Origin of the sequence: Devosia alba (assembly GCF_039938915.1) — a bacterium.
GTDB lineage: Bacteria > Pseudomonadota > Alphaproteobacteria > Rhizobiales > Devosiaceae > Devosia > Devosia alba.
The window spans coordinates 1-24,666 of record NZ_JBDUUI010000021.1 but is presented as its reverse complement, the minus strand read 5'-3'; the positions used below and the strand labels follow the sequence as shown (position 1 = coordinate 24,666).

18 protein-coding genes are annotated in these 24,666 nt (G+C 61.7%); 9 read left to right on the top strand and 9 right to left on the bottom strand.

Annotated features, from left to right (window positions below):
- Positions 1 to 670: 670 nt before the first annotated feature.
- Both ABFY71_RS17875 and ABFY71_RS17870 read right to left on the bottom strand, forming a co-directional pair.
- The gene (locus tag ABFY71_RS17875) at positions 671 to 1,369 is read right to left on the bottom strand and encodes an HAD family hydrolase (RefSeq protein ID WP_347947239.1); all 699 of its coding nucleotides are present in this window, start codon (positions 1,367 to 1,369) and stop codon (positions 671 to 673) included.
- A gap of 317 nt (positions 1,370 to 1,686) precedes the next feature.
- Positions 1,687 to 2,094 (bottom strand): RidA family protein, encoded by a 408-nt coding sequence (locus ABFY71_RS17870; protein ID WP_347947238.1) that lies wholly within the window; start codon positions 2,092 to 2,094, stop codon positions 1,687 to 1,689.
- 118 nt (positions 2,095 to 2,212) lie between these two features.
- On the opposite strand from ABFY71_RS17870, the gene ABFY71_RS17865 reads away from it, so the two are divergent.
- Complete coding sequence (locus tag ABFY71_RS17865; protein ID WP_431021550.1) at positions 2,213 to 3,109, top strand: LysR family transcriptional regulator; 897 nt, start codon at positions 2,213 to 2,215, stop codon at positions 3,107 to 3,109.
- A gap of 762 nt (positions 3,110 to 3,871) precedes the next feature.
- Here ABFY71_RS17865 and ABFY71_RS17860 read toward each other — a convergent pair.
- The gene (locus ABFY71_RS17860; protein WP_347947237.1) at positions 3,872 to 4,843 is read right to left on the bottom strand and encodes an alpha/beta hydrolase; all 972 of its coding nucleotides are present in this window, start codon (positions 4,841 to 4,843) and stop codon (positions 3,872 to 3,874) included.
- A gap of 390 nt (positions 4,844 to 5,233) precedes the next feature.
- Here ABFY71_RS17860 and ABFY71_RS17855 point away from each other — a divergent pair, with 390 nt between their 5' ends.
- The 5 genes from ABFY71_RS17855 to hpt all read left to right on the top strand — a co-directional run bounded on the left by ABFY71_RS17855 (position 5,234) and on the right by hpt (position 13,754).
- Entirely contained in the window at positions 5,234 to 5,692 is a 459-nt protein-coding gene (locus tag ABFY71_RS17855) for an Hsp20 family protein (RefSeq protein ID WP_305580806.1), read from the top strand.
- A gap of 134 nt (positions 5,693 to 5,826) precedes the next feature.
- Entirely contained in the window at positions 5,827 to 6,300 is a 474-nt protein-coding gene (gene dps / locus ABFY71_RS17850) for a DNA starvation/stationary phase protection protein Dps (RefSeq protein WP_305580804.1), read from the top strand.
- Between the two features lie 474 nt (positions 6,301 to 6,774).
- Positions 6,775 to 11,493 carry a glutamate synthase large subunit gene (gene gltB, locus ABFY71_RS17845; RefSeq protein WP_347947236.1) on the top strand — a complete coding sequence of 1,573 codons (4,719 nt, stop codon included), beginning with the start codon at positions 6,775 to 6,777 and terminating at the stop codon, positions 11,491 to 11,493.
- 192 nt (positions 11,494 to 11,685) lie between these two features.
- Positions 11,686 to 13,113, top strand: a complete 1,428-nt coding sequence (locus ABFY71_RS17840; RefSeq protein WP_347947235.1) for a glutamate synthase subunit beta — start codon at positions 11,686 to 11,688, stop codon at positions 13,111 to 13,113.
- Between the two features lie 101 nt (positions 13,114 to 13,214).
- The gene (hpt, locus tag ABFY71_RS17835) at positions 13,215 to 13,754 is read left to right on the top strand and encodes a hypoxanthine phosphoribosyltransferase (protein ID WP_347947234.1); all 540 of its coding nucleotides are present in this window, start codon (positions 13,215 to 13,217) and stop codon (positions 13,752 to 13,754) included.
- Between the two features lie 3 nt (positions 13,755 to 13,757).
- Here the strand turns inward: hpt and ABFY71_RS17830 are convergent, their stop codons facing one another.
- From ABFY71_RS17830 to galE, 3 genes are all read right to left on the bottom strand, one after another.
- Positions 13,758 to 14,918, bottom strand: coding sequence for an SGNH/GDSL hydrolase family protein (locus ABFY71_RS17830; RefSeq protein WP_347947233.1), 1,161 nt, complete (start codon positions 14,916 to 14,918; stop codon positions 13,758 to 13,760).
- Positions 14,919 to 14,990: 72 nt separating this feature from the next.
- Entirely contained in the window at positions 14,991 to 16,199 is a 1,209-nt protein-coding gene (locus tag ABFY71_RS17825; protein ID WP_347947232.1) for a lytic murein transglycosylase, read from the bottom strand.
- 15 nt (positions 16,200 to 16,214) lie between these two features.
- Positions 16,215 to 17,201, bottom strand: a complete 987-nt coding sequence (gene galE / locus ABFY71_RS17820; RefSeq protein ID WP_347947231.1) for a UDP-glucose 4-epimerase GalE — start codon at positions 17,199 to 17,201, stop codon at positions 16,215 to 16,217.
- A 98-nt stretch (positions 17,202 to 17,299) separates the two neighbouring features.
- On the opposite strand from galE, the gene galU reads away from it, so the two are divergent.
- A complete protein-coding gene (gene galU, locus ABFY71_RS17815) occupies positions 17,300 to 18,184 on the top strand; it encodes a UTP--glucose-1-phosphate uridylyltransferase GalU (RefSeq protein WP_305580040.1) in 885 nt (294 codons plus the stop codon).
- Positions 18,185 to 18,187: 3 nt separating this feature from the next.
- On the opposite strand, the gene ABFY71_RS17810 is transcribed toward galU, so the two are convergent.
- The 3 genes from ABFY71_RS17810 to ABFY71_RS17800 form a co-directional block, all read right to left on the bottom strand.
- The gene (locus ABFY71_RS17810) at positions 18,188 to 19,468 is read right to left on the bottom strand and encodes an outer membrane beta-barrel protein (RefSeq protein WP_347947230.1); all 1,281 of its coding nucleotides are present in this window, start codon (positions 19,466 to 19,468) and stop codon (positions 18,188 to 18,190) included.
- 115 nt (positions 19,469 to 19,583) lie between these two features.
- Positions 19,584 to 20,036 carry an NfeD family protein gene (locus ABFY71_RS17805; protein WP_347947229.1) on the bottom strand — a complete coding sequence of 151 codons (453 nt, stop codon included), beginning with the start codon at positions 20,034 to 20,036 and terminating at the stop codon, positions 19,584 to 19,586.
- Positions 20,037 to 20,048: 12 nt separating this feature from the next.
- Entirely contained in the window at positions 20,049 to 21,014 is a 966-nt protein-coding gene (locus tag ABFY71_RS17800) for an SPFH domain-containing protein (protein WP_347947240.1), read from the bottom strand.
- A gap of 189 nt (positions 21,015 to 21,203) precedes the next feature.
- On the opposite strand from ABFY71_RS17800, the gene ku reads away from it, so the two are divergent.
- Positions 21,204 to 22,022, top strand: a complete 819-nt coding sequence (gene ku / locus ABFY71_RS17795) for a non-homologous end joining protein Ku (protein WP_488645804.1) — start codon at positions 21,204 to 21,206, stop codon at positions 22,020 to 22,022.
- A 3-nt stretch (positions 22,023 to 22,025) separates the two neighbouring features.
- Positions 22,026 to 24,632: a DNA ligase D gene (ligD, locus tag ABFY71_RS17790; protein WP_347947227.1), complete on the top strand. Its 2,607-nt coding sequence runs from the start codon at positions 22,026 to 22,028 to the stop codon at positions 24,630 to 24,632.
- Positions 24,633 to 24,666 lie beyond the last annotated feature (34 nt).

Below are 24,666 nucleotides of genomic sequence, written 5' to 3'. Positions count from 1 at the left end.
CTTCCTGCATGGGTGGCTTTGCGACGCCAAGAGGCATCTCAAACCCTTCACCATTGTGGTCATTCGGACTGACTTTGTCCCTTCCATAAAGCAGACATGCGAGCGATGACGCGGCATGCTAGTGAAGGCCATGGCTATAACCAGGATCATGATTGTCGGCGGTCCTGGATCAGGCAAGACGTGGCTCGCTCAACGTCTTGGTCGCCGGTACGAGCTACCCATCCATGCAGTTGATGACGAGGTATGGGATAGGCATGGGGCTCTGCGAGCGCCGGACGATATTGACGCCCGGGTGCGCCGGCTCACGGCCCAAGATAAGTGGATCATCGAGGGTGGAAATAGCCGGACATATACGGATCGGGTTAAACGAGCCGACGCAATCATTCGGCTGGCTCCGCCAATATGGCAGAGGCTCTATCGCGTTTTTCGTCGAGATGGCTTGCGGATCGAACTTCTTCGTTGGACGCTTCTATACGACAACGCGTTTGGGCCAAAGGATAGGCTAGTCCTTGAGAATGGGCGGGTGACAGCAATCTGCATCGAGATACGTTCCGATGAAGAAATGCACCGCCTGCTACGCATCGGCATCGAGCGCTTCTGACCATCAATGACATCGGCTATCGACCCCATTGCCGCCTTTGGGTCGAGCTGTTCAGAGACTACGAAGCAGTCACCATGCAGAGAAGAGCTTCGCCAACTCGTCAACCGACGATACTTCGTAATCTGGCATCTCAAGCCACGAGCGCGGGCGCTGGGCCCGGTGGTGACCCGTTTTGAAAAGAACCGTGGTCATGCCGAGTTGCGACGCTGGGGCGATATCTATGTCAATGCGATCACCGATCATGACGCATGCTTCTGGCGCAACGCCTAGGCCAGCGCACGCGGCTAAGAAAAGACGATGGTCAGGCTTGCGGTATCCCAATGTGCCGCTTACCCCGCGCCATGCGAAAAACTGGCCCAGTTGTGCAGCGTCTAGCGCTTCAAGAGCCGATGAGGGTTGATTGGCTGCCAGCCCCAACGCGACCCCCCGCGATTGCAAGCTCACCAGCAGTTCCCTCATGCCCTCCCTTGGGGTGAACAGGGCGGATCGGCGTTCAGACTGAAGATACCCAGACACTTCGCTCCAAATTTCAACGCTGGCGGCAGCGTCACCGCCAGTCATGTGCCAGACGATGGCTGGAAAATCCTCTGGTGCATAGGTGGACACCGCATATTCAACTGCTCTTGCGTATCGTGCCGCATCGGCTTCGATTCCTCGGCGGTGAAGGGCATCGATAATGGAGTGTGCCATTGTCTCGACCAGTCGCACCTCTGTGTCCAGGGGACCGCCCACATCGAATAAGACTGCAGAGTTCTTTGAAAAAAGCATGGTGCGCCAGGGTGCTTCGGGAGGCCATCATCTTGGCTGGTCTTTCTGCACGACGCCAGCGCGATGGGTGTCTGCTTTCGACCAGCCTGTGACTAATAGCTGCCAGGCTGCAACCCACCCCGAAGAGGCCATCGCCTCGACTTGAGCGGACCGGCTGCTTTTGGGAAATCGGAGAGGCGGTCTGAACGGCCGATATGGGGCGCGTTTTTGCCTGGCAGCTGCCGACCCCTGTTCCGCCATACGAAATCATCCTTTACGAACCAGAAGGCAGACATGGGCTCTGGGTCTGGCAGGTCGAGTAAGGGAGGCCGGCACCGTCATTCCCCAGGCAACTGCACGACCATTTCGATCTCGAGAAGAAATTCAGGCGAGGCAAGGCTCTGGACGCCAACGCCAGTGAGGCCCGGCCTGGCGCCATTCAAGAAAGTCGCAAGCTTGCCCATCACGATTTCCACGCTCGACGGCTTGAGGTCGACGATATAGATGCGCAATTGGATGATGTCACGCGCTGCACCGTCTAACGCGGCAAGGGCGCGAGACAGGTTTTCGATGACGATATCGGCCTGCGCGTCGAGGCTCCCGGACACCGGCAGTTCGTCGTCGCTGATAGCCACTTGGCCTGACACAAAGGCCATGCGGCCCGTGTGGGCGATGGCGATCTGCGAATAACCGATGCTTTCCGTTTGCGGTAAGGTGTTGGGGTTGAGCAGGGTCGGTGTGGTCACGGGGTGGTCCTTTCCTAAGTAATTGAGCGCGTGACAGCGCGCATCGAACTCAGTATCGAGGAAAACGCTGGCGAATGGTTGTCTTCAGTCTGGCGAAACTTAGTCTACGGTGATGATGTTGGACGGCGGTGATGTAGACGATATCCGGGCGTTCATGGCCGTTGTCGACGCCAAGGGGTTCGCGGCGGCAGGCAGGGCACTTGGCCTTTCGCGCTCGGCAGCTGCAAAGGCGGTCGGGCGGCTTGAAAGCAAGTATGCAACCCGCCTGCTCAACCGCACCACTCGCTCGCTGGCGCTCACCGATGCGGGACAGGCTCTTTACGAAAAGGGGGGCGAAATCACTTCGGTTCTCGAGGGAGCGGAAGCAAGCCTGGCCGGAGATGTGGCGCATCCGCATGGCACGCTCCGCCTGACCGTGCCCGACGCTTTCGGGCGGCATTTCGTACTGCCGGTGATGGCGGACTATCTTCAGCGCTGGCAAGACGTTCAAGCAGAAATCAGCTTTTCGGACACTGTGATCAACATGGTGCAGCATGGTTACGACCTTGCCATCCGCATTGGTGTGACCAGCCCAGATCCAGGCCTGATCATGCGCGTTCTGCGCCACGAGCCGCTGGTCCTTTGCGCCGCGCCTGCCTACCTTGAAAGACGTGGCTCGCCTGAACGCGTGGAGGATCTCGATTACCACGACCTTCTCTTTTACGAACACGCAGGCGCTCGACAGAACTGGAGCCTTCGCGACGCGGAGGGGCGGATCGTTGCTGCACGTGGGCGGAGCCGGCTGCGCATGGACAACGGGGCCGCGCTTTACGAGATGGCGTTGGCGGGGAGCGGCCTGGCGCTACTGCCGCTGTTTCTCGTCGAAGCGGACGTTGCGGCGGGACGGCTACGGAAAGTCTTGCCCCGGACCTCACCCGAAGGCGTGCCGGTCGTCGCGCTCTATCCGCACCGTCGTCATCTGGAAGCCAAGGTTCGCCATTTCATTGATATGCTTGCGGACCGTCTCGACAAGTGAGCGGAGGCGGCAGCGGACACCAACCAGGAACACATGCGGGCTGCATACTTGATGGAGAAAATCGGCCTGCGGGATCATTGGGACGGCGGTTTCTACTCTGCGGCTATCGGTCGAGTGTCAGGTTGGAATGCGGTCGAGTGGGGCGAAGAAAGCTCGCTGTCTTCTGCTCTGGCACAACTTGGATTGGGAACGTCGAGCCCGCTCTAAAGTCGTTCCGCTTTTGACGGAGCGACAGCCACAAGCTGCCGTTCAGCTTTCCACCCAAATCTGCCGCCGTGTTCGCATTGTTCCGCTCTTTCTTGATTCCGTTTATCCCCGTCCCCAGAACGTCCGCCATACTGCTGCCCATGCCCCCGCAGCTGCGCGGTCGCGACGAACGGTCAGGCGGGGGAAGCCGGATGATGGAGGGTCGCTTCCATCCAACGGCGCGGTTGGACAACTGGGCCCGGTGACTCCCCGGGTCACATGCTTTCCCGATCACCGGCTGCACCGGCTCGGGATCTGTGCCGACGCCAGCAGGGCGTCGGCGGGCAGGCCGGCATGGGCGGAGAAAGGACGTAAGTCCGCCAGCTTCAACCGCGACCCGCGAGCCATCCGGAAAACATGGGGCAAGATTTGCTTCATTTTTATCGCCGGACGACCGGCACCGAGGCGAAGCTTGCCCCATGTCGCAGCAACCGCAGCCAGGCGGCGCTTTGGCGCGTCCCTACGGCAATGGATCCGGCGCAAACCAGACTGCCGCAGCCAGGCAGTAGATCGATCTCAGCCGCTCTGCTCGGTAATAAACGCATCGAACGCCGCAAACACCTGGCCGCGAATGGTATCGGTCTCCATGAACAGTTCGTGCCGCGCGCCGGCGATCACCAGGTGCCGCCCCGTACGCAATTGCAGGCCCAATTGCTCCGTGGCATTGGTGGACACCACGGTGTCGCGCGCCGCCGCCAGCATCAATAGGGGGATCTTGATCCGCCCCGGAAAACTGTCGCTTCCTGCCGCCGCCATGGCCGCCATCGCCGCTGCCACCCAGCGCACGGTTGGCGCGCCGATTTCAAGGTCGGGCCGCGCCTTGACCACATCGACCATGCGCAGATAGCGCAGCATGTCGCCGGTCAGGGGATTGTCGGGAAAGCTCGTTTCGGAGGCTGGCCTGTCGGCCTTGCGACTGACCGGCATCCGCCCCAGCCCGATAAAGCTCAGCGCTTCAGCCGCCCGCGCCATACCCGCCATGCTCAAGGGCTGCCGGTCCAGCGCCACCATTGGCGCCGACAGGAAAACCCGGTCAAACATCAGCCGGTCCTTGGCCGCGGCGAACAGCGACACCAGCCCGCCCATCGAGTGGCCCACCAGATAATAGGGCGGCGGGCATTCGGGCAGCAGGATGTGGCCGTGAAAGCTCTTCAGATCAGTCCAGTAGTCCTCGAATTTGTCGACATAGCCCAGCCGGGGATTGCCAATCAGCCGGTCCGAGCCGCCCTGTCCACGCCAGTCAAACGTCGCCACCGCGAAGCCACGCTTGCGGAAATCGGCGATGGTCTCGAAATATTTCTCGATGAATTCGGTGCGCCCCTGCACCAGGCAGATGGTGCCGCGCTGCTTGCCGGCCGATTTTGGCCAGAAGGCAAAGCGCAGCTGCACATTGTCCGCCGTCTTGAAATAGCCCACCCGGGCCCCCTCCGGCAGCGGATTGGACGCAATGTTGACCAGGCTGGGGCCATTGGGATCGACGATGTTCATGACGGCTTCCGGACTTGGGGACCACCGACTTAGAGCAAACGCCGGGCAAAAAGAAAACCAGCATCCCGGGGGATACTGGTTTCCATTGTGACGGCCCGTGCGGGGGGGCGGATGACGGGCCGCGTTGGCAATGCTGAAGTCACCCTCAGCACCTGTCTGCTTGTAGCGTCCCATGCCTGAACCCAGTTGCACCGGACTGTTCATTTTCGGTTCAGCACAGCGTGGCATTGACCCTCTTGAACCGGCAAATTTGCCCCCCATATTTCAATCGTCCGCCGGCCTTGCCGGGGACCCCGACCTCGAAATCATCGGCTTGCCTATTGCTGGGAGCCGCGATGAGACGACAGCGAGACCACCGGGAATCCACGTTGCTTTACGGAGAATGTGACTATGCAGACCATCGATTTTTCCCCCTTCTATCGCTCCACGGTCGGCTTTGACCGGGTTTTTAACCGCCTCGACAATCTGGTCGGGCAGGAAGCCAAGACCTACCCGCCCTACAATATCGAGCGCACCGGTGATGACACCTACCGCATCTCGATTGCAGTGGCTGGCTTTGCCAATGGCGACATCGCCATCGAGACCAAGGAAAACAACCTTGTAGTCAAGGGCGCCAAATCGGCCGAGACCGCCGACAAGGCCCGTGAATTCCTCCACCGCGGCATTGCCGAGCGGGCCTTCGAGCTCCGCTTTCAGCTGGCCGACTATGTTGAGGTGAACGGCGCCGTCCTTGAGAACGGCCTGCTCCATCTTGAGCTGAAGCGCGAATTGCCCGAGAGCAAGAAGCCGCGCTCCATCGAGATCAAGTCGGGCGAGCAGCCCACCATTGAGGATCAGTCGGTCAACTAGCACCGGCTGCCCACGGGAACCCTGGAGGCGCGGCGTCAAGTCGCGCCTCATTTGCATCTGCTGAGGGAACTTCCCCGCACCCCGCTGGTTGATCAGCTAGCTCATTCCAGCGTCACCGTTGCAAAGGACCTTCCATGAAAACCCCCGCCATCGCCCTCAAGGCCAATGCCAAATCTACGGTCATCGACATTCTCAATGCCCGGCTGGCCGATTCCATTGATCTGGCCCTGATCGTCAAGCAGGCCCACTGGAACCTCAAGGGCCCCAATTTCATCGCCGTGCACGAAATGCTCGACCCGATGCGCGCCGCCATTGACGGCCATGTCGATGTGATCGCCGAGCGCGTCGCCCAGCTCGACGGCATTGCCCTGGGCACCAGCCAGATCGTCGCCAAGTCCAGCACGCTGGCGGCCTATCCCACCGATATTCGCAAGGTCACCGATCACCTGCAGGCGCTGGCCGAGCGCTTTGCCAGCCTGGCCAATCAGGTGCGCGAGGACATCGACGCCACCGATGAGGCGGGCGATGCCGATGCCGCCGATATCCTGACCGCCTATTCACGCGATCTCGACAAGAACCTCTGGTTCATCAAGTCCCATCTCGAATAGGCAATCACTACCATTTGCGGCGTTCAGGGGGCGTTTTCATCCGGGAGCGCCCCTTTTGCCGCCTGCCAAACCGGCAAGTCCTACGCATTCCTACGCAAATAACGGCAATGTCCTATTTTTTGTGCCACCAACCCGGCAAAGTCGCTTGCTCCTGGTTTTGAATTATGCAAATGTGTGTTGGATAGGGCAGCACAACTGTCCTATATGACGCGTCGCCCCGCTCTCCGCGGCCAGCGCGCGCGCCTGATCCGGCTGGCCCGCTCCCGATGAGCGGAAACGGAAGGGCGGGGCTGCTACAGCCCGAACGAGCGGCCATTTGGATGCAGCGCCGCTTCCCACGGAACAGACATCGCGATAAACCGAGCCGTGCCCGCGCACGACCCGCGTCGGCGATGTGTCCGCAAATTCGGGCCGGCAGCCGCCGGTGTGGTATAGTCGGCGAGCAAGTTCGCCACAGCGCAAGGATGACAAGACATGGTGACCAGCCAGGCAGGAGCATGCCAAACGCCAACACGTTCACCAGCCGCTGTGCCTCTCAGTGGACGGCCGGCGGCCCAGGGACTGTACGACCCCAAACATGAGCACGATGCCTGTGGCATCGGCATGATTGCCAATATCAAGAACCGGCCCAGCCACGAAGTGGTGCAGAAGGGCCTCGAAATCCTTGAAAACCTCGAACATCGCGGTGCCGTGGGCGCCGACCCGCTCATGGGCGATGGCGCCGGCATTCTGGTGCAGACTCCCCATAATTTCTTCAGCAAGGTGCTGCCCTTCCCCCTGCCGGAACAGCACCACTACGCCGTCGCCATGCTGTTTTACCCCAATACGGACGGCCTGCGCGATCGCGTCGCTGCGGTAGTCCATGCCTGCATCGCGGCCGAGGGCCTCAGCGTGCTGGGCGAGCGGGTCGTGCCCACCGACAATACCGCCCTCTCCGCCGGTGTTATCGCCACCCAGCCCATTATCGAACAATTGGTGATCGCCCGTCCCGACGGCCTGACACTCGACGAGTTCGAGCGCAAGCTGCTCATCGTGCGCAAGGTCATCTCCAACACCGTCTATGGCACCGTGCCCGAGAGCCACAGCGACAACGGCTTTTACGTCGTCTCGATGTCCGCCCGCACCATTGTCTACAAGGGCATGTTCTTGGCCTTCCAGCTGGGCGCCTTTTACACCGATCTGCATGACGAGAGCTTCGAGAGCGCCATTGCCCTGGTGCATCAGCGCTTTTCGACCAATACCTTCCCTTCCTGGAAGCTGGCCCACCCCTACCGCATGACCACCCACAATGGTGAGATCAACACCATTCGCGGCAACGTCAACTGGATGGCCGCCCGCCAGGCCTCCATCTCATCGCCCCGTTTCGGCGCCGACATCACCAAGATCTGGCCGATCTCCTATGAGGGCCAGTCCGACACGGCCTGTTTTGACAACGCGCTCGAATTCCTGGTGCGCGGCGGCTATTCCCTGCCCCATGCCGCCATGATGCTGATCCCCGAAGCCTGGGCCGGCAATCCGCTGATGGATGAGAAGCGTCGCGCCTTTTACCAGTACCATGCTTCCCTGATGGAGCCCTGGGATGGTCCTGCCGCCATGTCGATCAGCGACGGGCGCTATATCGTGGCCACGCTCGATCGCAACGGCCTCAGGCCAGCCCGCTATCTCGTCACCAAGGAAGGCCATGTCGTGCTCGCCTCCGAATCGGGCGTGCTGACCATTCCCGATGAGGACATTGTCGAGCGCTGGCGCCTGCAGCCCGGTCGCATGCTGCTGATCGATCTGGAGCAGGGCCGCATCATCTCCGACGACGAGATCAAGTCGAGCCTGGCCACCGCCAACCCCTATGCCGATTGGCTGGCCCGCACCCAGATCGTGCTCGAAGACCTGCCCGCCGTGCCGCCCAAGGCGCCCGAGCCGACCGAAGCCCTGCTCGACCGGCTGCAGGCATTTGCCTATACCCAGGAAGACTTCAAGCTGCTGATGGCGCCCATGGCCACCACTGGCCAGGAAGCCGTGGGCTCGATGGGCACCGATACGCCCATCTCCGCACTGTCCAACAATTCCAAGCTGCTCTACACCTATTTCAAGCAGAACTTCGCCCAGGTCACCAACCCGCCCATCGACCCGATCCGCGAGGAATCGGTGATGAGTCTGGTCTCCTTTATCGGCCCGCGCCCCAATCTGTTCGACCTCGAAGGCGTGTCCAGGGTCAAGCGCCTCGAAGTGCGCCAGCCCATTCTGACCAATGAGGATCTCGAAAAGATCCGCGGCATTGGCGATATCGCCACCAACCAGTTCAAGACCAGGACGCTGGACATCACCTATCCGGCCGACCAGGGCGCTGCCGGCATGGAAGCGGCCATCGAGGCCTTGTGCCAGCAGGCCGAGGACGCGGTCCGTGGCGAATACAACATCATCATCCTGTCCGATCGCCACATCGCCGCCGACCGGCTCGATATTCCCACTTTGCTAGCACTCGCCGCCGTGCACCATCACCTGATCCGCAAGGGTCTGCGCACGTCCACGGGTCTGGTGGTCGAAACCGGCGAAGCCCGTGAAATTCACCACTTTGCCATGCTGGCCGGCTACGGCGCCGAAGCCATCAACCCCTATCTGGCTTTCGAAGCGCTGCAGGCGCTGCACGCCGAGGGAAATTACCCCGAGGAAGTATCGGCCGACGAAGTCGTCTACCGCTACATCAAGAGCGTCGGCAAAGGTCTGCTGAAGGTCATGTCCAAGATGGGCATTTCCACCTACCAGTCCTATTGCGGCGCCCAGATTTTCGACGCCGTGGGCCTCAACAGCGAATTCGTCCGCAAGTATTTCTTCGGCACCGCCACCTCTATCGAAGGTGTCGGTCTGGCCGAGATCGCCGAGGAAACCGTGCGCCGCCATACGCTCGCCTTTGGCGACGACGCCGTGCTGCGCAAGTCACTCGATGTGGGCGGCGAATATGGCTACCGCATCCGGGGCGAAAAGCATGCCTGGAGCCCCGAGGTGGTCGCCGATCTGCAGCATGCCGTGCGCACAAGGGACGAAAACCCCGAATCCGCGCAGGAGCGGTACAACAGCTTCGCGCAGACCCTGAACTCGGGCAGCAATGGCTATCTGGCCATCCGCAACCTGTTTGAGATTCGCCCGCTCGGCGAGCCGATTGCCATCGACGCGGTCGAACCGGCTGTCGACATCGTCCGGCGTTTCGCCACCGGCGCCATGAGCTTTGGCTCCATTTCGCGTGAAGCCCACACCACCCTGGCCCAGGCGATGAACCGCATTGGCGGCAAGTCCAATACCGGCGAAGGCGGCGAAGAGCCCGATCGCTACAAGCCCCTGCCCGATGGCGGGCGCAATCCGATGCGCTCGGCCATCAAGCAGATCGCCTCGGGCCGCTTTGGTGTCACCACCGAATATCTGGTCAATGCCGACCAGCTTCAGATCAAGGTCGCGCAGGGGGCCAAGCCCGGCGAGGGTGGTCAGTTGCCCGGCCACAAGGTCGACTGGATCGTCGCCAAGACGCGCCATTCAACGCCCGGCGTTGGCCTGATCAGCCCACCGCCGCACCACGACATCTATTCCATCGAGGACCTCGCCCAGCTCATCTACGACCTGAAGAACGTCAATGAGCAGGCCGATGTCTCGGTCAAGCTGGTGTCCGAGGTCGGGGTTGGCACGGTCGCGGCCGGCGTCGCCAAGGCGCGCGCCGATCACATCACCATTTCCGGCTATGATGGCGGCACCGGCGCATCTCCGCTGACCTCACTCAAGCATGCCGGCGGGCCCTGGGAGATCGGCCTGGCCGAAACGCACCAGACCCTGGTGCTCAACCGTTTGCGGTCTCGCGTGCGGTTGCAGGTCGATGGTGGCCTCAGGACCGGGCGTGACGTGCTGGTGGGCGCCCTGCTGGGCGCCGACGAGTTCGGCTTCGCCACCGCCCCCCTGATTGCTGCTGGCTGCATCATGATGCGCAAATGCCATCTCAACACCTGCCCGGTTGGCGTCGCCACCCAGGACCCGGTGCTGCGCAAGCGCTTCAAGGGCACGCCCGAGCACGTCATCAACTACTTCTTCTTCGTCGCCGAAGAATTGCGTGGCCTGATGGCCGAACTGGGTGCCCGCACCATCAACGAGCTGATCGGCCGCACCGACCTGCTCGACCAGCGCCAGCTGACCGATCACTGGAAGAGCACGGGCATTGACCTGACCAGGCTGTTCCACAAGCCGGAACCGCAGGGCGGCGACACGCTCCATCATTCCGAAACCCAGAACCATCATCTGGAATCGGTGCTGGACCGCACGCTCATTGAACGGGCTGCCCCGGCGCTGGAAAACGGCACGGCAGTGCATATCGACCTGCCCATTCGCAGCCGCGACCGCTCGGCCGGCGCCATGCTGTCGGGCGCAGTGGCCCGGAAATATGGCCATGATGGCCTGCTCGATGACACGATTTCGATCAAGCTGAACGGCACGGCCGGTCAGGCCTTCGGCGCCTTCCTGGCCCGCGGCATCTCCATCGACCTGGTGGGCGACGCCAATGACTATGTCGGCAAGGGCCTTTCAGGGGGGCGCATCGTGGTGCGGCCTTCCGACAAGGCCAGCTTCGTGCCGGAAAATTCCATCATTGTCGGCAATACCGTGCTCTACGGGGCCATTGCCGGTGAGTGCTATTTCCGCGGCGTGGCTGGTGAACGCTTCGCCGTCCGCAACTCCGGCGCCATCGCCGTGGTCGAAGGCACTGGCGATCATGGTTGTGAATACATGACCGGCGGTGTCGTTGTGGTCATCGGCAAGACTGGTCGCAACTTTGCCGCCGGCATGAGTGGCGGCGTCGCCTATGTGCTCGATGAGGACGAAAACTTCCGCGAACGCTGCAACCTCGCCATGGTCGATCTCGAACCCGTGCCCGAGGAAGAAAACCTCATGCGTCGCCTCCACCACCATGGTGGCGATCTGGAGTGGCATGGCCGCGTCGACATTTCCGGCGACATGAGCCGCCATGACGATGAGCGCCTGCATCAGCTCATCTCCAACCATCTGCACTATACCGGCTCGACCAAGGCCAGGCAGATCCTCGACAACTGGGTCGACATGCGCCCCAAATTCGTCAAGGTCATGCCCGTCGAATACCGCCGCGCCATCCGCGAAATGGAAAAAAAGCGCGCCTCCGGCATGGTCATGGGAGCGGCAGCAGAATGATGATGCTCCTGAAAGCTCAGTCGACACCCTCCCCCCTGCGGGGAGGGCTCAAGTGTGCGGGGCGAGAGTCCGGATATCCAGGTTCTCCAGGCCCCCTCCCCATCTTCCCCGTCGCGGGGGAGGTGCCGTCTGGTGAACTTGGCAAGATCAAGATTCACCGCACCAACGACATCAACTTCCGGGAGACAAGCCATGGGTAAAGTCACAGGCTTTCTCGAAATCGAGCGCGAAGAGCCCCGCTATGAGCCGGCCTCCGACCGTATCCGCCATTTCGGTGAATTCACCATTCCCATGACCGAGGGGCGCATCGTCGATCAGGCGGCGCGCTGCATGGATTGCGGCATTCCCTTCTGCCATGGCGATACCGGCTGCCCGGTCAACAACCAGATTCCGGACTGGAACGATCTGGTCTATGCCGGCAATTGGGAAGAGGCGGCGATCAATCTGCACTCCACCAACAACTTCCCCGAATTCACCGGCCGCATCTGCCCTGCCCCCTGCGAGGAAGCCTGCACGCTCAACCTCGAAGACGTGCCGGTCACCATCAAGACCATCGAGCAGGCCATTGCCGACCGCGCCATCCGCTCGGGCTGGATCAAGCCACAGATCGCGGCCGAAAAGACCGGCAAATCGGTGGCCATTATCGGCTCGGGTCCTGCCGGTCTCGCGGCAGCCCAGCAATTGGCCCGCGCCGGGCACGACGTGCACCTCTATGAGCGCGAGCCCAAGGCCGGTGGCCTGCTGCGCTATGGCATTCCAGACTTCAAGATGGAGAAGGAGCATATCGACTTCCGCGTCGGGCAGATGGAAGCCGAAGGCGTCACCTTCCACTATGGCGTCAATGTTGGCGTCACCACCCCGCTGGCCGACCTGCAGGCCCGGCACGATGCCGTGCTGCTGTGCGGCGGCTCGGAAAAGCCGCGCGATGTCGACGCCCAGGGCGTTGATCTGGCTGGCGTGCATTTCGCCATGCCGTTCCTGGTGCAGCAGAACCGTCGCCTCGGCGGCGAGGATGTGTCCGGCCAGCAGCAACTCACCGCCGCAGGCAAGCATGTCGTCGTGGTCGGGGGTGGCGACACTGCCAGTGACTGCGTCGGCACCTCGTTCCGCCAGGGCGCCATCGCGGTCAGCCAGCTCGACGTTCGCCCCATGCCGCCAGAGCTGGAGAACAAGCTGACCAACTGGCCCAACTGGGCGGTCAAGATGCGCACCTCCTCCAGTCAGGCCGAAGGCGCCATTCGCGAATTTGCCGCCGGCACCATGAAGATCCTCGGCGATGCCAAGGGTCAGGTCACCGGCGTTGAATGCGCCCGCGTCGATCGCCAGCGCCAGCCCATCCCCGGCACCGAGTTCATCATCAAGGCCGATCTGGTGCTGCTGGCCATCGGCTTCGCCCACCCCATTCATGAGGGCCTGCTGACCGAACTGGGCGCCAAATTCGACCCGCGCGGCAATCTGTTTGCCGACACGCTGAGCTACAAGACCACCGTCCCCAAGGTCTATGCCGCCGGTGACATACGCCGCGGCCAGTCCCTCGTCGTCTGGTCCATCCGCGAAGGCCGTCAGGCCGCGCGCTCTATCGACTTTGATCTGATGGGCAAGACCAATTTGCCACGCTAAAGCAGCGGTGTCGTAACCTGAGGGGTTGCGGCACCGCCGTTTGTTGGCATATTCGCCGCCTGCATTGGCGCAGATCGAATGTGATGTGACCCGGATTGGCCATGACCCAGAAGCCCTATGTCGTCGATGAACTGATCTCGGCCAAGTCCATCGCCGCCCGCATCGAGGCTCTGGCAAAAGAGATATCCACCCATTACGCCGGCACCGACAAGCTCGTGGTGGTTGGCCTGTTGCGCGGCTCGTTCATCTTCATCGCCGACCTGGTGCGCGAGCTCGACCTGCCCGTCGAGGTCGATTTCATGGAAGCCTCATCCTATGGCAACGCCATGGAATCGAGCCGGGAAGTCAGGATCCTCAAGGATTTGCGTGGCGAAATCGCCGGGCGCGACGTGCTGGTCGTGGAAGACATTGTCGATACCGGCTACACCCTCAAGCACGTGCTCGAAATCCTCGAGACCCGCCATCCTCGCCGCATGGAGGTCTGCGCCCTGCTCAACAAGCCCAGCCGCCGCGAAACCGACGTACAGGCCAAATGGGTCGGCTTCGACATCCCCGACAAATTCGTCGTCGGCTACGGCATCGATTACGGTCAGCGCAACCGCAACCTCCCCCATATCGGCGCCGTCCGCTTCACCGAATAACATCTAACGTTCACCAGGGTTTTCAGTGACTTGCGTCGGGTCCTGGCCGACGCCAAACGCATCCGCCCGCCCGACCGGCGCCCTGACCAGCGCCTCCAGCGGGAAGGCTGGCGACACCGGCACCCGGGTCGACAGCAGCAGATCGTCCGCCCGCACCGGCACCCGGCTGATCGGGATCACCGCCCCGGCAATCTCGAGCAGGCGCGTCTGGCCCAGCCCCTGAAATGGCGGCCGCAACATCGCCGCCGCATCGGTGCCGACCAGGGGGTCGGCCACCGCGTTGAGCACCCCACCACCCCGGTAGAAGGTCCGGATTGTCTGGCTCAGATAAAACGCCAGCTTGTCCGATCCCGCCGTGGCAAAATGAATGCCGTCATCCTTGCGCATCTGCGCATTCTGCCCGTTTACATCGGGGCCATAGCTGCTGAACTTACCGTCCTCGCCCAGAAATCGCTCATAAATATCAAGGTATTCCGCGCCCCCCGAGAAGCTTGCCAGGCGCTGGATATTGGCAATCTGGCTGATGGCCGCCGAATATTGCGTCTTGGCCATCGGAGGCAGTCCAACCCAGATCACCGGCTTGCGCGCCGCCCGCATCTGATCGAGAAAGTTCGCCAGCCTGGCCTGATAAATACTGGTCCAGCCCGCGCTGAGCGTCTCCAGCGTTTGCCCGTCTGCCTGGATTTCCTGGCGGTCATTGATGCCGATAATGACCACGGCCAGATCAAAACTGTCCGCCGCAATCTCCTCGGCCAGCGCCGCATTCCAGTCATAAAAATCATCGCGGACAAAGCCCGATGAACTTATCCCCTGATTGATCACCACCAGGTTGGCATCTTCGGCATACAGCCGCTCCAGCGCCTTGCTCAGATCAATCGCCAGCGAATCCCCGAACACCGCCAGCCGCGTCGCATCCGCCGCCTTTTCCACCCCCACCCTGGGCGGCGGCGCACTGGCTTGGGGCGGCTTGGCACGTGGCGCGCGCTGCGGTTGCGTCACAGGGGGGGCCGGCTTGGCGGGTTCTTCGCCAAACAGCAGATCGAACAATGTCCGCCGCTTTTGCGCCTGCGCTACCACTATGGTGTCCGCGCTCTGGGCAAAAGCGGGCGCCACGTCAACCAGGACGAACAACCCCATCAGCACTGCCAGAACAATTCGCACCATGTTCAACTCACCCGCACGACTGCCCTCTCCTAGCAAAATGGCAGCCGACACGCCATCGACCGCACCGCGAGTTTACTGGCTGGCCGCAGCCAGGGCCTCAAAGGCCGCCCTGGTGATAAACCCATCAGCAACCGCGCCGCGGCTGGCCTGAAACCGCGCATAGGCCTCCTGCGTGATAGGCCCAAGCCGCCCGTCGACACTGCCCTGATAGAGCCCCAGCGCGGCCAGGGCCCGCTGTATCGCCTGCCGCTGGCTCAGATTGGGCAAGGCCGTACCCCGCGGCCAGTCATCGACAAAGCCGCCCCCACCCTTGAGGCGATCGGTCATATGCGCCACGCTCAACGCGTAGCTGTCGGAGAAATTATAGCCCTTGAGCACCAGATAGTTCTGCGTCATCAGGAATTTCGGACCATCCTTGCCCGCCGGCACATAGAGGAACACGGCAAGATTGGGATCGGTGAACGGACGCCCCGCCACCCGCACAATCCCCCGCTCGGCAAAGAATGACACCGGGCGCATCTGCGTCCGGCTGGCCAGCAGATAGTCAAAGCTCTCGGGCACCACCACTTCCATGCCCCAATCCATGCCCGGCTGATAGCCCAGCGCCCGCAGATACCGCGCACTGGTTGCCAGCGCATCAGCCAGCGAATTGTGCAGGTCCACCTGACCGTCACCATCGCCATCCGTGCGATGCGCCAGCACATTGGATGGGTTGACCTGCAAGTGCCCGATCGCACCGGCCCATGATCCCACCAGTGCATCCGGTGCCAGCTGGTCGCGCTGCAGCAGGAGCAACGCTGCAATCAGATCGGCCTGGTCTTCGACCAGCCGGCTGCGCCGCTGATGCACCAGCGTGGCCAACGACCGGACAATGGGGCGGATCAGCCCGGCATTGCCCAGCACCGCGCCATAGTCGGTTTCCATCCCCCAGATCGCGCCCAGCAAATAGGGATCAACGCCATAGGCATCGCCCACAGCAGCGAATAGTGACTGATTGCGGGTCATTGCCGCCTTGCCGCGCGCGACGCGACCCGCAGTCACCCGCCCGTCGATATAGTCCCACATTGGCGTGGTGAATTCTGGCTGGGCCGTGACCAGTTTGGGCACGCGTGGATCAGGCGTCAGCCCGCCCATCACGCGATCGTAGACCCGGCCATCCACACCTGCCGTCACGGCAGTGCTGCGGAAGGCGGTCACAAAGCTGTCAAAGCTCTCCACCGGCTGCGCCAGCGTCGCCCATGTCATGCTCAGTGCCAACAATGCGCCAGCCAGAAGCCGCATGAAACTGTCCTTCGGTTAGCGGTTGCGCACCATCAGGTGCTTTTCCCAGGCATAGGCAGAGGCGACGATTTCGGTAAGGTCGTCATGCTGGGGCACCCAGCCGAGCAACCTGCGCACCTTCTCGCCGGTCGCGGTGATCGAGGCTGGGTCGCCCGCCCGGCGGGGCGCTTCATCAGCCCGCAAATGGACCCCCGACACCTTGCGCACGGTATCGACCACCTCGCGCACCGAATAGCCCTTGCCATAGGCACAGTTGAGCGTCGTGCTGTCGCCACCACCACGCAAATGCCTGAGCAGCAGCGCATGGGCGGCAATCAGATCGCTGACATGAATATAGTCGCGGATGCCGGTACCGTCCGGGGTTTCAAAATCGGTACCGAAAATGTCCATCTTCTCGCGCTGCCCCAGCGCGGTCTGGCAGGCCACCTTGATCAAATGCGTCGCCTCGGGCGAGGACTGCCCACTGCGCCCCTGCGGGTCGGCACCGGCCACGTTGAAATAGCGCAACACCCCATAGGTCATGGGGTGCGCCGCGGCCACGTCGGCCAACATCAATTCGGTCATCAGCTTGGAGCGGCCATAGGGCGACATTGGATTGAGCGCCGTCGTCTCCACCACGGGCGCCAGGCCGGTCATGCCATAGACGGCGGCGGTAGACGAAAAGATAAAATGCTTGACCCCGCCCTTGACCGCAGCCTCAAGCAGGCTGCGCGAAGTGGCTGTGTTGTTGCCGTAGTATTTGAGCGGATTGCTCACCGATTCCGGCACCACAATGGAGCCCGCGAAATGCACGATCTCGGTGATTGCGTGTTTCTGTATCAATCCTACGACAAAATCGACATCGCCCGCATCGCCCTCTTCCAGTACCGCGCGACCATCGATCGCCCAATCAAAGCCTGTCGTCAGATTGTCGAGCACGACGACCGTTTCGCCAGCATCGGCAAGGCTCAACACCATGTGACTGCCAATGTAGCCTGCGCCCCCCGTGACCAATACCGCCATCCAATTAGCTCCCTGCAATTGCAACGAAAATTTCGCTCGTGATATTATAGAAGCGTTGCGATAGCTTTACCTCCAGATACAGCACGGAGAGATAACTTTTGTCCAAGCGCGTCAGAACAGCCGTTTTTCCCGTTGCCGGTCTTGGCACGCGTTTCCTGCCTGCCACCAAGGCCCTGCCCAAGGAAATGCTGACCGTTGTTGACCGACCGCTGATTCAATACGCCGTCGATGAGGCGCGCGAGGCCGGCATCGAGCACTTTATTTTCGTCACCGGCCGCAACAAGGGCGTGATCGAGGATCATTTCGACCGGCAGTTTGAGCTCGAGACCACGCTCGAGCTGCGCGGCAAGACCGCAGCACTCGAAGAATTGCGCAAGGATCTGCCCTCGGCTGGCCACACCAGCTTCACCCGGCAGCAGGAGCCACTCGGTCTGGGGCACGCCGTGTGGTGCGCCCGTGACATTGTGGGGAACAATCCGTTTGCACTGTTGTTGCCCGACATGCTGTTCAAGGGTGAGCCCGGCGTGCTCAAGCAGATGATGGACGCCTATGAAGAAACCGGCGGCAATGTCATCGCCGTTGAGGAAGTGCCCGAGCAGGATGTCTCGTCCTATGGCATTATTGCGCGCGGCGCAGGTCCCGACACCGGCTTTGCCATCACCGAGATGGTGGAAAAGCCCAAACGGGAGGACGCCCCGTCCAATTTGATCATCTCGGGCCGCTATATCTTGCAGCCCGAAATCTTCCACCTGCTGGCAGACCAGCCGCGCGGTGCCGGTGGCGAGATCCAGCTGACCGACGCCATGCAGACCCTGATGCACCACCAGCCATTTACCGGGGTCAAATATCAGGGCCAGAGCTTTGATTGCGGCAGCAAGATCGGCTTTTTGACCGCAAATGTGGTCTACGCACTCGATCGCGCCGATATTCGGGACGGCTTCATCAAGGAACTGCACAAGCTCGACCTTGGCGTCCAGCTGTAGCGGCTAACGCGCCAGTGTGATGCCAAGTGTCATCTGGTGGGCGTCCTGCACACCGCTGGCCGAGCTCTCAGACTGATCGAAATTATAGTCCGCCGTGACTGCGGTGTGGGCGTTTACCTTGTAGTCACTGCCCACCCCCAGGCCATAGCCGCTTTCGGTGCCGCCGCTGCCAATAAAGCTGGCCTGGCTCCAATCGGCTAGGGCCCGCAAGGCCAGCCATGAATTGACCGTATAGGCGACGGCGGCATTGGCACCATAGCCGATGCGGGTCGACCCTGACCCGGAGGGGCCAGGCGGCGCCACGGTGGTTGAAATCCCGCCCGTCACCCGCAGGGTTGGATTGGGTGTAAAGCTGAGCTGTGCGTCATAGATCTGGGTGCGGACTTCGCCCAGGCTGGCCTCGTCGAAGCGCCGAAGGACAACACCTGTAGACGCGGTTGCTTCGAGAATGCCATGCCATCGTCCCGTGACCCCGCCCTCCAGTGTGGCGGTCGTGGCGTCGGGTTTGAAACCGAGCGCTGTGGACGGCAAGTCGAACAAATCGCGCCCGACTCCAGCCCTGCCGAACACTTCAAAGATCGGCGTGATCTGGAAACCCACCCGCAATCCGGCATCGAGCGCCCAGGCATTCTGTTCGCTATTGTCGTTCACCCCCCCATTGGTGAGGGTTGTGGTGCCATAGACATTGCGTTCAGCAGCGCCCGTCACACCGATATTGAATTTGCCGAATCGTCGGGTCACACCCAGATTGCCGCCGCCGCTGATTGTCTGGGGCGCTATCGCAACGTTACTGGCCACCCCCGGCATACCGGCCACCGCCCGCGTCACAGAGAAGCGGCCGCCGCCGGTCAGTTCGGTATTGTTATCCAGGGCATAGTCAACCGCACCCGACAGGCGTAGGGCACTGACATCGATCTTGTCTTGGTTCGGGCGCACAATCTCGGCGTCGCCGGTCGCCTTGACGGTTGATCGAGCACCGGTGTGGTCCAGTGCCACCGATGGCACCATCAGGACGTCAAAGCGCTCGCCACGACTGCCCTTGATATAGCTGCCGCGCAGCGCCACCGACCAGTCGGCATCAAAAAACGGATTATCAGGTTCGCGGAGCCAGTCGCCATTGGTGAGCACCGGGTCCGCCGGATAGATACCGGGGACCAGCCGGTCATTGTCGGTACCCGATCCATCCCACGTTCGCAGCTCCGATTGCGCCATGACCGGCATAACCAGGCACAGGGTGCCCAACACCCCTGCTCGCCAGATCAATTGCCGCTTTCGCCAGGACATATATCGCTCCGCTGGCCAATAGGGACAATCGGCATGCCGATCTTGACCTGCGGACAGCCCGATCCGAGGTCCGGCGATCCTTCCATCTTATAGTTAACGAAGCTTTGCCAAGCGCTTAGAACACCGGCTCGACTTTGAGAACAGCGCCCTCACTGCCGACGATCCGCACTGCCTGCCCGGCTGGTAGATCGGGCCCCGACACCCGCCAGACCGTATCCCCCAGCACTACCCGGCCAAAGCCCTGCTCGATGGCCTGCTCCAGCACCGTTTCGTGACCGATGAAGTGCTCGGCCCGGCGGTTGAGATAGGGGCGATCAGACCGCGCAGGCCGGCGGCGGTTCCATTGCACCCAGCCAGTGATCGTCAGCAGCGACAGCACGCCAAAAATCAACCATTGCAGCGCCCAAGGCATGGGCTGAACCATGGTGATCAACCCGACCGCAATGCCCGAAATGCCCATCCACAACAGGAAACCGCCCGGCACCACCAGTTCCAGCGCCAACAAGATCAACCCGGCGACAAGCCAGGACCAATGCCCGTTGGTGGCAACAAAATCGACGATCTGCATGGCAGCCTCCGGCTAGGATTGCCCGGCCGAAGGCGGACGGGCCGACCTGGGTGTTGTCGGCGCTGCTCCACCAAATGTCTCCTTGGCAATCTCGGCAATGCCGCCGATTGCCCCGATCACACTGGCCGCTTCGATCGGCAGCATGAGCAGCTTCTGGTTTGGCGATTTGGCGATCGATTCAAGCGCCTTGATGTAATTATTGGCCACGAAGTAGTTGATCGCCTGCACGCTGCCGGCGGCAATGGCCTCACTCACCACCTTAGTCGCCTTGGCCTCCGCCTCAGCGGAGCGCTCGCGCGCCTCGGCATCGCGGAACGCGGCCTCCTTGCGGCCTTCGGCCTCAAGCACCTGCGCCTGCTTGGCGCCCTCGGCCTGCAGGATTGCACTCTGCCGACGGCCCTCGGCTTCCAGAATGGCCGCCCGCTTTTCACGCTCGGCCTTCATCTGCCGCCCCATCGAGTCCACCAGGTCCTTGGGCGGATCGATATCCTTGATCTCGATGCGGGTGATTTTGACACCCCAGGGCGAGACAGCAGCGTCCACCACATGCAGCAACCGCTGGTTGATCTCGTCACGATTGGACAGCAGCTCATCGAGATCCATCGACCCCATCACCGTACGGATATTGGTCATGGTCAGGTTGAGGATGGCGTTCTCCAGATCGGACACCTCATAGGCCGCCGCCGCCGCATCCAGAATTTGATAGAAGGTCACGCCATTGGCGGTGATCGAGGCATTGTCGCGCGTGATCACCTCCTGATGCGGCACGTCGAGCACCTGTTCCATGACGTTGATGCGCTTGCCGATGGCATCGATGAACGGCACGATCAGATTGAGGCCCGGCCTGAGGGTCCTGGTGTATTTGCCAAACCGCTCAACGGTAAAATTGTGGCCCTGCGGCACAGTCTTGGCCCCCGCGAACAGTACCAGCAGCGCCAGAATGCCCAGCGCGATCAGCGTCAAGCTGAGCCCGTCCAGCGGAAAACCGTCAAATGTGCCCATCGCCAATTCTCCCATGATTTCGATTGTCCGACACTAGGCACCTGCCCAGCCCAACGCAACGTCGTCCTTAGCGGAACAAAGCCCTGTTGGGAGTCGTTAAGTTGCCGAGTCCGTCAGTTCAGCGAGCCCGCCATGCCAGCGTCACGCCCCATCTGGAAAGGCCAGTTGCGCCTCTCCCTCGTCTCGATTGCCGTTGAACTGTATACGGCGACCAAAGCCAGTGCCAAACCCAGTTTCCGCCAGATCCATGAACCAACCGGCAAGCCTGTACGCTACGAAAAAGTAGTGGCCGGCGTTGGTCCCGTCGACAAGGACGAGATCATGAAGGGCTTTGAGTACGAGAAGGGCGACTATGTCCTGCTGACCAATGACGAGATTGATGCAGTCAAGCTTGAGACTCGCAAGACCCTTGAATTGACCCAGTTTGTCGGCGCCTGCGAGATTGATCCGATCTATTTCGACAAGCCCTATTTCGTCGTCCCGGCTGATGATCTGGCCGAAGATGCTTTCCGGGTGATCCGCGATGCCCTGCGCGCCAGCGAGAAGGTCGGACTCGGCCAATTGGCGCTGCGCGGCAAGGAATATCTCGTTGCAGTCAAGCCGACTGGCACCGGCTTGCTGCTTGAGACGCTGCATTACGAGGCCGAGATCCGCAAATCCGATCCGTTCTTCTCGGAAATCTCGGCCAAGAAGGCTGACCCGGAACTGCTCGAGGTGGCCACCGCGCTGATCGAGAAGAAGACCGCGCCCTTCGATGCTGGGGTGTTCAAGGATCACTATCAATCCGCCCTGCGGGAGCTGATCGCGCGCAAACTCAAATCCAAGGGCAGGAAGATCTCCACCAAGGACGAGCCGAAAGAAGCCCAGCCGAGCGGCTCCAATGTGGTCAACTTGATGGCGGCGCTGAAATCCAGCCTGGAAAGCAGTTCCGGCAGCAGGAAAAAAGCACCGGCCAAGCCGGCCCCGCGCAAGAAGGCGAGCTAGACTATGGCGAGTGCAGCCGACGCCCTGCTCAAGGATTATCAGGCCAAGCGCGACTTCACCAAGACGCAGGAGCCTTCGGGCGAGGACGCCGCGCAGGCCGGCGGCAACAGCTTCGTGGTGCAGAAGCATGACGCCACACGGCTGCATTTCGACTTCCGCATCGAACTCGACGGCGTGCTCAAGAGCTGGGCCGTTACCAAGGGTCCCTCAGACAATCCTGCCGACAAGCGGCTGGCGGTGCGGGTGGAGGATCACCCGATTGACTATGGCAGCTTTGAAGGCACCATCCCTAAGGATGAATATGGTGGCGGCACGGTAATGCTCTGGGATCAGGGCACCTGGGAGCCGATTGGCGACCCCCATCAGGGGCTCGCTAGCGGCGACCTCAAGATGCGGCTGCATGGCAAACGCCTGCGAGGCGAGTGGGTGCTGGTGCACATGAAGGGCCGCGACACCAAGCGCAAAACCGGCCCCGACCGCGAAAACTGGCTGCTGATCAAGCACCGGGACAAATACGCCAGGGACGAGGAAACCCTGGTCCCCCGCTTCACCACATCCGTCTCGACCGGCCGCGATATGGCCGGCATCGCCAAAGGGCTCAAGCCCAAGAAGCAAACCCGGACCAAACCTGACGCTGTCTGGCATTCCGATCCCGACAAGGCAGTCGACAATCCAGTGCCGGCCAAAGCCAAACGCGGTGCCAAAACCAGCCGCGTCCTGCCGACATTCCGCCCCCTGCAACTGGCCACGCTGGTGAGCGAGGTGCCCGAGGATCGCGGCTGGGTGTTCGAGATGAAATATGACGGCTATCGCTGCCAGGCCGCTATCGCCGGCGATCAGGTGCGCCTCTATACCCGGACCGGCAAGGACTGGACCGAGCAGTTTGCCGCCATCGTGCCCCCGCTCACCCACATCACGAAAGGCAGCGCGCTGATCGATGGCGAACTGTGCGCCTTTGACGACAAGGGCCGTGCCGATTTTTCTACCCTCAAGGACCACCTCTCCAATGGCGGCCCGCTCAGCTTCTTTGCCTTTGACCTGCTTGAACAGGACGGCGAAGACCTTACGGGGCTCAAGCTCAGCGAGCGCAAGGACCGTCTCGAAACCCTGCTGGGCAAGATCGACAGCTCGTCTCTGGTGCAGTTTTCTGCCCACGTTACCGGCAATGGCCAGAAGGTGTTCGACACCATCTGCCGCGAAGGTCATGAGGGCATCATCGCCAAGCAGGCTGACGCACCCTATCGCGGGGAGCGCAATCGCAGCTGGCTCAAGATCAAATGCACCCGCCGTCAGGAATTTGTCATTGCCGGCTGGTCGCCATCAACCAAAAAGCGCTCTTTCGCCTCCTTGCTGCTGGGCATCTGGGAGGATGGCAAGCTGATCTATCGCGGCCGCGTTGGCACCGGCTTTACCGTCGATCAGGCCGACGCCCTGCAGGCCCAACTCGACGCCCGCGCCCGCAAGACCAGCCCCTTTGTCGACGTCCCCAAGCCGATCACCAGGGCGGCCCGCTGGGTCACGCCTGAACTGGTCGCCGAGATCGGCTACGCCGAATTCACCCCGGACGGCATTCTGCGCCATCCTTCCTTTCTCGGCCTGCGCGAGGACAAACCTGCCGCTGACGTCGCGCTGGAGCAGCCCGTCGCGGAGGACGTCGATGCCCAGCCTAAACCTAAATCCAAATCCAAGTCCAAATCCGAGTTTGGTCTCCTGACTGACGAGGCCGGCATGGCCGCCGCGGAGGCCGCCGGCATCAAGCTGACCAGCCCCGATCGGGTGATCTACCCCGGTCAGGGCGTGACCAAGGCCAATCTGGTGGCCTATTATGCTGCCGTCGCCGACCGCATGCTGCCCTACACCGCCAACCGCCCGCTCAGCCTGCTGCGCTGTCCGCAGGGGCGCGCCAAATACTGCTTCTTCCAGAAGCACGACACCGGGGGCTTTCCCGATGCCATGAAGTCCCTGCTGGTCACCGAAAAGGACGGCGGCGAGGAAGACTATTTCTATATCGACAACCTGCCCGGGCTGATCGCCGGCACCCAGATGAACGTGCTGGAATGGCACCTCTGGGGCGCCCGCACCAAGGACATCGAGAAACCCGAGCGGATTATCTTCGACATCGATCCCGATGAAGGACTGGGTTTTGCCGAGGTGCGCGCCGCTGCCAGCGATATTCGCGACGTGCTCGACGCTTCTGGCCTCAAGAGCTATCCGCTGGTTTCGGGTGGCAAAGGCGTGCATGTCATCGCGCCACTCACCCCAAGGGTCGAGTGGCCCACGGTCAAGGCCTTCTGCAAGAGCCTAGCGCAGCGGATGGCTGACGATCAGCCGGACCGCTATGTCGCCACCATGAGCAAGGCCAAGCGCAAGGGCAAATTGTTTATCGATTACCTGCGCAATGAACGCGGCTCAACCGCCATTGCACCCTGGTCCAGCCGCTCGCGAGAAGGTGCTCCTGCGGCCGTGCCGGTGAGTTGGGACGAGCTCAAGACGGTCAAGGCCGCCAACCAGTTCTCCCTTGCCATGGCTGCCGAACGCGCCAAGGCGCCCGACCCCTGGGCGGACTATTTCGAGCTTGATCAATCCATCGGTAATCCCCCCACCAATTGACCGGGTTCAAAAGTAGAATTTTCTCGGCATTATG